At 69.8% G+C, this 9,660-nt stretch carries 7 protein-coding genes; 3 read left to right on the top strand and 4 right to left on the bottom strand.

Going from position 1 to position 9,660, the window contains the following annotated elements:
• The 4 genes from F3J14_RS31235 to F3J14_RS31220 form a co-directional block, all read right to left on the bottom strand.
• Positions 1–2,419, bottom strand: a 2,419-nt coding sequence (locus tag F3J14_RS31235; protein ID WP_166726214.1) for a nitrate reductase, incomplete at its 3' end; no start/stop codon positions are given.
• 16 nt (positions 2,420–2,435) lie between these two features.
• On the bottom strand, positions 2,436–2,783 hold the full coding sequence (gene nirD / locus F3J14_RS31230; protein WP_006755156.1) for a nitrite reductase small subunit NirD: 348 nt from the start codon (positions 2,781–2,783) through the stop codon (positions 2,436–2,438).
• A 38-nt stretch (positions 2,784–2,821) separates the two neighbouring features.
• A complete protein-coding gene (nirB, locus tag F3J14_RS31225) occupies positions 2,822–5,431 on the bottom strand; it encodes a nitrite reductase large subunit NirB (protein WP_166726213.1) in 2,610 nt (869 codons plus the stop codon).
• A 21-nt stretch (positions 5,432–5,452) separates the two neighbouring features.
• Positions 5,453–6,778, bottom strand: coding sequence for an MFS transporter (locus F3J14_RS31220; protein WP_166726212.1), 1,326 nt, complete (start codon positions 6,776–6,778; stop codon positions 5,453–5,455).
• A 676-nt stretch (positions 6,779–7,454) separates the two neighbouring features.
• Here F3J14_RS31220 and cobA point away from each other — a divergent pair.
• From cobA to F3J14_RS31205, 3 genes are all read left to right on the top strand, one after another.
• Positions 7,455–8,225 (top strand): uroporphyrinogen-III C-methyltransferase, encoded by a 771-nt coding sequence (gene cobA / locus F3J14_RS31215; RefSeq protein WP_166726211.1) that lies wholly within the window; start codon positions 7,455–7,457, stop codon positions 8,223–8,225.
• A 165-nt stretch (positions 8,226–8,390) separates the two neighbouring features.
• Entirely contained in the window at positions 8,391–8,987 is a 597-nt protein-coding gene (locus tag F3J14_RS31210) for an ANTAR domain-containing protein (RefSeq protein ID WP_166726210.1), read from the top strand.
• A 5-nt stretch (positions 8,988–8,992) separates the two neighbouring features.
• Positions 8,993–9,660, top strand: a 668-nt coding sequence (locus F3J14_RS31205; RefSeq protein WP_166726209.1) for a CmpA/NrtA family ABC transporter substrate-binding protein, incomplete at its 3' end; no start/stop codon positions are given.

Raw genomic sequence — 9,660 nt, 5'->3', positions numbered from 1 at the left:
GCACCGGCACGCCGCCTTCGCGCCGGCCGGCGCTCGCCTTCAGCCCGCTGACGAGGCCGGCCACGTACAGGCGCTCCGCCTCGGTGAGCGGCGGCGGCGCGAGATCGGCCACGCCGAGCGCCGCCGCAAAAGTGTCGAGGTCTGCCATGTCGGATTCCTGTGAAGCCGTGATCTGCATCGTCGCCGGCGCGGGCCGCGCATCGGCATCGGCCGCGGTGGCATCGGGCCGCGCCGTGGCGTCGTCGGCGGACGCGAACGCGTCCGTGTCGACGCGCGTCAGTGCGACCGCGCAATATTTCAGTTCGGGTTGCTGCGATTCCGGATCGATCGCGTCGTTCGTCACCGCGTTGATGCACAGGTCGTCGCCGTACACGTCGTTCCAGTGCATCGGCGCGAAGCAGTTGCCGCGCTGCACGCGCTCGGTCACGACGGCCGGCAGCACCGCGCGGCCGCGCGCCGACCGGATCTCGACGCTGTCCTTCGTCGCGATGCCGAGCGCGCCCGCGTCGTCCGGATGCAGTTCGACGAACGGGCGCGGATTGAGCTTGTTCAGCATCGGGACCTTGCCCGTCTTCGTCATCGTGTGCCATTGATGCTGCAGCCGCCCGGTGTTCAGCACGATCGGGAACGTGTCGTCCGGCAGTTCGGCCGGCGCGACGTGCGGCCGCGCGAAGAAGCGCGCCTTGCCCGACGGCGTCGGGAACGCGATGCGCGGCGCATCGTGCCCGCCCTCGGCCGGGCGCGGTGTCTGGCTCACGCCGTCGTTCAGGTAGCGGATCGGGTGCCGCTCGCGCGCGGTGCCTGGCGCGACCGGCCATTGCACCGGGCCGTCGCGCAGCGCCGCGTGGCTCGCGCCGCGCAGGTCGTAGCCGGTCGCCGGATTCGAAAAGCGCACGATCTCGTCGAACACGTCGGCCGCCGACGCATAGTCGAACGCATCGCCGAAGCCCATCGCGCGCGCGACCTCCGCGACGATGCGCCAGTCGGGCAGCGCGTCGCCGGGCGGCGCGATCGCGGCGCGCATCAGCGTCATGTTGCGCTCGGAGTTGACCATCACGCCGTCGCCCTCGGCCCACAGCGCGCCGGGCAGCAGGATGTCCGCGTAGCGGTTGGTCTCGGTGTCGAGGAACGCGTCCTGCGCGATCACCAGCTCCGCGGCTCGCAACCCCGCGATCACGTTCTGCCGGTTCGGCACGGTCGCGACCGGATTCGTGCAGACGATCCAGCACGCCTTGATGTCGCCGGCCGCCATCCGCTCGAACAGGTCGACCGTGCCCTTGCCGGTTTCGTTGCGCAGCGTGCCGGCCGGCACGCGCCACAGGTTCTCGACGAAGCGCCGGTCGTCGTCGGACAGCACCGAGCGCTGGCCCGGCAGGCCGGCGCCCATGTAGCCCATCTCGCGCCCGCCCATCGCGTTCGGCTGGCCGGTCAGCGAGAACGGCCCGCTGCCCGGGCGGCAGATCGCGCCCGTCGCGAGATGCAGGTTGCAGATCGCGTTGGTGTTCCACACGCCGTGCGTGCTCTGGTTGAGCCCCATGGTCCAGCAGCTCATCCACGCCGGGGCGTCGCCGATCCATTGCGCGGCCGTGCGGATGTCGGCTTCGGCGAGCCCCGTGATTTCCGCGACGCGCTCAGGCGTGTAGTCGGCGAGGAACGCGGGCATCGCGTCCCAGCCTTCGGTGTACGCGTCGATGAACGCGGCATCGGTGCGGCCGTTCGCGTGCAGCAGGTGCAGCAGCCCGTTGGTCAGCGCGAGATCGGTGCCCGGCCGGATCTGCAGGAACAGGTCGGCCTTGTCGGCGGTGCCGGTGCGGCGCGGATCGACGACGATCAGCTTCGCGCCGGCCTTCACGCGATCCATCATCCGCAGGAACAGGATCGGGTGGCAGTCGGCCATGTTCGCGCCGATCACGAAGAACAGGTTCGCGCGATCGAAGTCCTGGTACGACCCGGGCGGGCCGTCCGCGCCGAGCGACTGCTTGTAGCCCGTGCTCGCGCTCGCCATGCACAGGCGCGAGTTCGACTCGATGTTGTTGGTGCCGACGAAGCCCTTCGCGAGCTTGTTCACGAGGTATTGCGCCTCGATCGACATCTGCCCCGACACGTAGAACGACAGCGCATCGGGCCCGTGCGCGTCGAGCACCGCGCGCAGCCGCCGCGCGGTCTCGGCGATCGCGTCGCGGGCCGGCAGCGGCACGAGATCGTCTTCCCGCGCGCGCCGCACGAACGCGCGATCGAGCCGCCCGGAGCGGCGCAACGCGACGTGCGCGGACGAGCCCTTCGTGCACAGCCGCCCGAAGTTGGTCGGATGGTCGGCGTCGCCGGACACCTTGACGACCTCGCCATCCTCGACGTGCAGCACCATTCCGCAGCCGACGCCGCAGTACGGGCACACGCTCTTGACGGGGGTGGCGCTCATGCGTGCTCCGGCGCGCTCAGGCGGCAATCCACACGAACCCGTCCTCGACCCGCGACGGATACGCGCTCACCGACTTCTCGGGCGACTCGAGGCATTCGCCGGTACGCAGGTCGAAATGCTGCTTGTACAGCGGCGACGCGACGACGACGCGCTCGCCGAGGCTGCCGATCAGCCCGCGCGACATCACGGCCGCCTGCGACACCGGGTCGACGTTGTCGATCGCGAACACGCCGCCGGCTTCAGCGTGCGCGACGTGAAACACCGCGACCTGCTCGCCGTTGACGAGCGCGCACACGCCGGTGTTCGGCACGATGTCGTCGAGCGGGCACACACGGGTCCAGGACAGGGGAAGACGATCGTTCATGATGGGCTCCATGGAAAAGACGCGGGTGTCGGTCAGGGTCAAACGGTTGCCGATTCGGTTGCCGATTCGGTTGCGGATTCGGTGGCCGATTCGGCGACGACGGGAATCCGGACGGGCCTGCCGCCCACGCGCTCGTCGGGCGTCGCGGGACGAATCTGGCCGCGCGTTTCGACGAATGCGATGGTCGCGTCGGGCGCGTCGCTGTTCACGAAGTGGCGGAAGCGCTTGCGCGTGTCCGGATCGGTGACGGCCTTCTTCCATTCGCATTCGTAGGTGTCGACCACGTGCTGCATGTCGGCCTCGAGTTCGGCCGCGATGCCGAGCTTGTCGTGCACGACGACGTCGGTCAGGTAGTCGAGCCCGCCTTCGAGGTTGTCGCGCCACACGCTGGTGCGCTGCAGCCGGTCGGCGGTGCGCACGTAGAACATCAGGAAGCGGTCGATGTAGCGGATCAGCGTGTCGCGGTCGAGGTCGGACGCGATCAGTTCCGCGTGGCGCGGCTTCATCCCGCCGTTGCCGCACACGTACAGGTTCCAGCCCTTCTCGGTCGCGATGATCCCGATGTCCTTGCCCTGCGCTTCCGCGCACTCGCGCGTGCAGCCCGATACGCCGAACTTGATCTTGTGCGGCGCGCGCAAGCCCTTGTAGCGGTTCTCGATGTCGATCGCGAGGCCGACCGAATCGTCGACGCCGTAGCGGCACCACGTCGAGCCGACGCACGACTTCACGGTGCGCACCGACTTGCCGTATGCATGGCCGGATTCGAAGCCGGCGGCGATCAGCTCTTCCCAGATCGACGGCAGCTGCTCGACGCGCGCGCCGAACAGGTCGACGCGCTGGCCGCCCGTGATCTTCGTGTAGAGGCCATATTTCCGCGCGACCTGGCCGACCGCGATCAGCCCTTCCGGCGTCACCTCGCCGCCCGGCATGCGCGGCACGACCGAGTACGTGCCGTCGCGCTGGATGTTCGCGAGGTAGTAGTCGTTCGAGTCCTGCAGCCCCGCATGCTCCTTCTTCAGCACGAACTCGTTGAAACACGACGCGAGGATGCCCGCGACGGCCGGCTTGCACACGTCGCAGCCGAGCCCGCGACCGTGCTTCGCGAGCAGTTCGCCGAAGGTCGTGATGCGCTCGACGCGGATCAGGTGGAACAGCTCCTGGCGCGAATGCGCGAAGTGCTCGCACAGATGGTTGTTGACCGCGAGGCCCTGCTTCTTCATCTCGGCCTTCATGATCTGCGTGACGAGCGGCACGCAGCCGCCGCACGACGTGCCCGCGCCCGTGCACGATTTCAGTGCGCCGAGGCTCGTCGCGCCGTCGGCCACCGCCGCGCAGATCTGCGACTTCGACACGTTGTTGCACGAGCAGATCTGCGCGCCTTCCGGCAGCGCATCGACGCCGATCGCGGGCTTCGCCGCGCCGTCCGACGACGGCAGGATCAGGAATTCCGGCGACTCGGGCAGCTCGATCCGGTTCAGCATCATCTGCAGCAGCGTGCCGTATTCGGCCGCGTCGCCGACCATCACCGCACCGTGCAGGAACTTGCCGCAATCCGACACCACCAGCTTCTTGTAGACCTGGCGACGCTCGTCCGCATACTGATAGGTGCGGCTGCCGGCCGTCGTGCCGTGCGCGTCGCCGATGCTCGCGACGTCGACGCCCATCAGCTTGAGCTTCGTGCTCATGTCGGCGCCGGCGAAAGCGGCCGCGGCCGCTTCGTCAGCGTCACCCGCGAGCTGCTTTGCGACCACGCGCGCCATGTCGTAGCCCGGCGCGACGAGGCCGTACACCATCCCGTTCCAGGCCGCGCATTCGCCGATCGCGTAGATGTCGACGTCGCTCGTGCGGCACGCGTCGTCGATCGCGACGCCGCCGCGCGGGCCGATGTCCAGACCGCACGCGCGGGCCAGTTCGTCGCGCGCGCGGATGCCGGCCGAGAACACGATCATGTCGGCGTCGAGATGCGAGCCGTCGGCGAACGCCATCCGGTGCGTACCTGCTTCGCCGTCGACGATCTCGAGCGTGTTCTTGCCCGTATGCACGGTCACGCCGAGCGCCTCGATCTTCGCGCGCAGCATCCGGCCGCCGCCGTCGTCGACCTGCACGGCCATCAGTCGCGGCGCGAATTCGACGACGTGCGTCTCGAGCCCCATGTCGCGCAGCGCCTTCGCGCATTCGAGGCCGAGCAGCCCGCCGCCGACCACCACGCCACGCTTCGCGTGCGCGCCGCACGCCTGCATCGCCTCGAGATCCTCGATCGTCCGGTACACGAAGCAGCCCGTGCGGTCGCGGCCCGGCATCGGCGGCACGAACGGACGCGAGCCCGTCGCGAGCACCAGCTTGTCGTACGCGAGCGTCTCGCCCGACGCGAGCGTGACCGTGTGCGCGGCGCGGTCGATCGACGCGACGCACGCGTTCAAGCGCAGGTCGAACCGCGGATGCCGTTCGAAGAAGCCGGGCTCGACGAGCGACAGGTCGTCCGCCGACTTGCCCGCGAAGAATTCCGACAGGTGCACGCGGTCGTACGCCGGGCGCGGCTCCTCGCCGAGCACCGTGACCTGCGGCGCATCCGCCGCGCCGGCTTGCGCCGCGACGCATTCGAGGAGCTTGTGGCCGACCATCCCGTGGCCGATGACGATGAGTTTCATGATGGCGTTTCCCTCGGTCGATCAGTTCGCGGCTTGGGCGGTGGCCAGCGCGCGATCGCGCAGCTCGGCCTCGCGTGCCTTGTGTTCTTCGCTGAAGCGCACGGCCATGGCGCACAATGCGGTCGCGGTGACGGCGAGCCCGAGCAGGCTCAGCGTGTGCTGCACGTCGCCGACGCCCTTCAGCAGGAACGACGCGGCCACCGCGCCGACGTTGCCGCCCGCGCCGATGATCCCCGCGACGCCGCCGAGCGCCTTGCGGTCGATGAACGGCACGAGCGCATAGGTCGCGCCGCAGGCCATGTGCGTGAAGAGGCCGAAGGTCAGCATCGCGACGAGCGCCATGCCGACGCCTTGCGCATGCGAGAACCAGATCAGCCCGAGCCCTTCGCCGATGATCAGCGCGCACAGCAGCGCCGCGCGCACGTCGAGGCTGCGGCGCGCGGCGATCTTGTCCGACAGCCAGCCGCCGAGCGCGCGGGCGAACAGCGCGAGCATCCCGAACAGGCCAACCGCGAAGCCTGCATCCTTCAGCGACAGGTGGAAGTGGTCGACGTAGTACAGCGCGGCGATGTTGTGGATGAACACTTCCACGCCGAAGCACGCGCCGTAGGTGACGAACAGCATCCACACGCGATAGTTGCCGCACGCCGTGAAGAAGCTCGCCCAGCCGCCCTTCTTGCCGCTGTCGATCGTCACGCCCTGCTTGCGCAGCGCGACGAAGTCGCCTTGCGGGCAGTCCTGCGTGAAGCGCCAGTACGCCCATGCCATCACGAGCATCGCGATGCCCGGCACGACCAGCGCGATGCGCCACGACGCGCTGTCACCGAAGCCGAGGATCAGGCCGGCCGCGACGAGCAGCGGCATCATCGCCTGCGTCGCGCCCGCCCCCGCGTTGCCCCAGCCGGCCGTCGTCGCGTTCGCGGTGCCGACCACGTTCGGCGCGAACATCACCGACGTGTGGTATTGCGTGATCACGAAGCCCGCGCCGATCGCGCCGATGCCGAGGCGGCAGATCAGGAACCACAGGTAGTCATGCGTGAACGACACCGCGAACACGGGAATCGCGCCGAGCACGAGCAGCCCGGCATACACGCGACGCGGGCCGAAGCGGTCGCACAGCGGGCCGACCAGCAGCCGCACGGCGATCGTCGCGGCCACCGCGGCGATGTTGATGTTCGCGACCTGCGCCGCAGTGAGATGGAATTCGCGCGCGATCAGCGGCATCAGCGGCGCGCACGCGAACCATGCGAAGAAGCACACGAAGAACGCCATCCACGTCATGTGGAACGCGCGCATCGGCGCGGTGCGGAACGAGAAGAGATCGATACGGGTAGCTTTGTCGGTCATGTCATCCGCCAAACGAAAAACGGCGTCCTGCGCACCCGGTCTCGTCGAGAGATCCGATGCGTAGGACGCCGTTGCCCATGAAGAAGCCCGTTGCCGGGCGCGTTCAGTAATCGGTACTGCGGACGAATCGCCGTTGATTCGCCCGGACCAGCTAACGCAAGCGCCGTGCCATGTCGCCCCGAATCGCGCCGAGAGCCCCGTCGTACAACGCTCGCCGCCCGCCGCTCGCCACTTTGCGGCGCGCCACGCGCGATTCGTTGGAATGCATCGAGGCACAGATGTGGTGCGCTGCAGCACTGTCGCCGTGCGACATCGCGGTGCGCGTTGACGGGGCGTGATGCACGCCGATGCGTCATCGCGTGCGCCCTGACCCTTCGGCCGCATGCGTGTGCGGCGCCGACGCAGCCAGCGGACGGCGCATGCCGCCACGCGCGCCGCACCGTTCGCGCAGGCTGGCCCGGATATTGCTGAATCCGTTGCACACACCGGCAACGGCGCCGGTGGGCGGTCCCCCGCAAAGCGGGCGCGCCGTCGCAGGCTGGTACAGCAGACCCGGACAACGACGTCCCTCCCGTGCGCGGCACGGCCGGATGCCGTCGTCGCTTCGACCGCCCGCCGCCACCGCGCGCACCGATACGCACTCGAGCGCCGCACGCACGCGGTACAGGAACACGACATGACGACTGGCAAAGTCACGCTGCTGGGCGCCGGCCCCGGCGATCCCGATCTCCTCACGCTGAAGGCCGTGAAGGCGCTGGCGGCCGCCGACGTGCTGCTGCTCGACGATCTCGTCGCGCCCGGCATCGTCGAACTCGCGCAGCACGCGCGCGTGATCCGCGTCGGCAAGCGCGGCGGCTGCCGCTCCACGCCGCAGGCGTTCATCGAGCGGCTGATGCGCCGCTACGCGCTGCGCGGCGCGCACGTCGTGCGCGTCAAGGGCGGCGACGCGCTGCTGTTCGGCCGTGCCGGGGAAGAACTCGCGACGCTGCGCGCCGCCGCGATTCCGGTGGACATCATCAACGGCATCTCGTCGGGATTCGCGGCCGCCGCGAGCCTCGGCATCTCGCTCACGCACCGCGAGCACTGCCAGGGCGTCACGTTCGTCACCGCGCACCGCCAGGACCACGGCGAGCCCGATTGGGCGGCGCTCGCGGCCACCGGCACCACGCTCGCGATCTACATGGGAATGAGCCGCGTCGACAGCATCGCGGCCGGCCTGCTCGCCGCCTTGCCTGCGTCGACGCCGGCCGCTGCCGTGCAATGGGCCGGCACGCCGCACGAGCGCCGCTGGACCGGCACGCTCGGCGGCCTCGCACGCGGCGTCGCGGCAGCCGGGCTCGGCAGCCCGGCCGTGATGCTCATCGGCGGCGCGATCGGTGAAGCCGCCGTGCAGTGCGTGCCGGATGCGGGCACCGCGAGCGAAACGGTGTTGTCCCGTGCCGCGTAGCATGTTCGACGCCACGCGGCACCGGCCGCCCACCTATCATGAAAACAGCGGTGCCGATTGCGCCGGCCGCCGGACCGCCAGGTGCTGCGGCGGCCCGATTTCCGCACGAGGCCGCCGCCCCCGATCCGCGCATCGCACCACGATTTCGCCGCCGCCGTTCGCCTCATGAGTACGCCTGTTCCTCCCCTCCGCCTGCGCGTGCTGCTCGTCACCGACACCGACAAGCCGATCGGCGATCTCGGCGACGCGCTCGCACGCCTCGGCTACGAAATGCTCAACGACGTGGCGACGCCCGCGCGCCTGCCCGCCGCCGTCGAGGAGCAGCACCCCGACGTCGTGATCATCGATACCGATTCGCCGTCGCGCGACACGCTCGAGCAACTCGCCGTGATGCACGCAACGGCGCCCCGCCCCGTGCTGATGTTCAGCCACGACGCCAATCAGGCGCTGATTCACGCGGCGGTCGGCGCGGGCGTCAGCGCGTATCTCGTCGAAGGGCTGTCGGCCGAGCGTCTCGCGCCGATCCTCGAAGTCGCGCTCGCGCGCTTCTCGCACGACGATGCGCTGCGCCGCCGGCTCGCCGACGTCGAGCGCGAACTCGACGAGCGCAAGCTGATCGACCGCGCTAAGCGCCTGCTGATGGACCAGCACAAGCTGTCCGAACACGATGCGTATGCGTTCCTGCGCAAACGCGCGATGGATCAGGGGCTGCGCATCGTCGACGTCGCGCGGCAACTGCACGACGCGTCATCCCAATCATGAATGCCATGACACCTTCGCCTCCCGCCGCGCCGGAACGCGCGCATCTTCGTCTCGGGTTCGTCGCGCTGAGCGACGCGGCCCCGCTGATCGTCGCGCAGCAGCTGAATCTCGGCGCACGCCATGGCCTGACGCTGGAACTGAGCCGCCAGCCGTCGTGGGCCGCCGTGCGCGACAAGCTGCTGACCGGCGAACTCGACGCCGCGCACGCGCTGTACGGGCTCGTGTGCGGGCTGCAGCTCGGTATCGGCGGCCCGCAGACCGACATGGCCGCGCTGATGGTGCTGAACCGCAATGGCCAGGCGATCACGTTCGCGCGCGGCCTCGCCGACGCGTATCGCGAAAGCGGCGACGTGCGCGCGGCGCTCGCGACGCTCGGCCGCAAGCCGCTGCTCGCGCAGACCTTCCCGACCGGCACGCATGCGATGTGGCTGAATCATTGGCTCGCGTCGCACGGCGTCGATCCGCTGCGCGACGTGCGCAGCGTCGTGATTCCGCCGCCCGAGATGGTCGCGGCGCTCGCGAGCGGCGAGCTCGACGGCTTCTGCGCGGGCGAGCCGTGGCACGCGGTGGCCGAGGCCTGCGGCGCGGGCCGGACCGTCGCCGTCACGAGCGAGATCTGGCCCGATCATCCGGAGAAGGTGCTCGCGGCGCGCCGCGAATTCGTCGCGCTGTA

Source organism: Burkholderia sp. Tr-862, from assembly GCF_011753085.1.
Taxonomy (GTDB): Bacteria; Pseudomonadota; Gammaproteobacteria; order Burkholderiales; family Burkholderiaceae; genus Burkholderia; species Burkholderia ambifaria.
The sequence above is the reverse complement of the archived record's forward strand: the minus strand, read 5'-3'. Positions and strand labels throughout refer to the sequence as shown.

Bases quoted from the DNA above. Each gene is read 5' to 3' on its own strand.
- nirD (WP_006755156.1), bottom strand. From the start codon at position 2,783: ATGAACGATCGTCTTCCCCTGTCCTGGACCCGTGTGTGCCCGCTCGAC.
- nirB (WP_166726213.1), bottom strand. From the start codon at position 5,431: ATGAAACTCATCGTCATCGGCCACGGGATGGTCGGCCACAAGCTCCTC.
- F3J14_RS31220 (WP_166726212.1), bottom strand. From the start codon at position 6,778: ATGACCGACAAAGCTACCCGTATCGATCTCTTCTCGTTCCGCACCGCG.
- cobA (WP_166726211.1), top strand. From the start codon at position 7,455: ATGACGACTGGCAAAGTCACGCTGCTGGGCGCCGGCCCCGGCGATCCC.
- F3J14_RS31210 (WP_166726210.1), top strand. From the start codon at position 8,391: ATGAGTACGCCTGTTCCTCCCCTCCGCCTGCGCGTGCTGCTCGTCACC.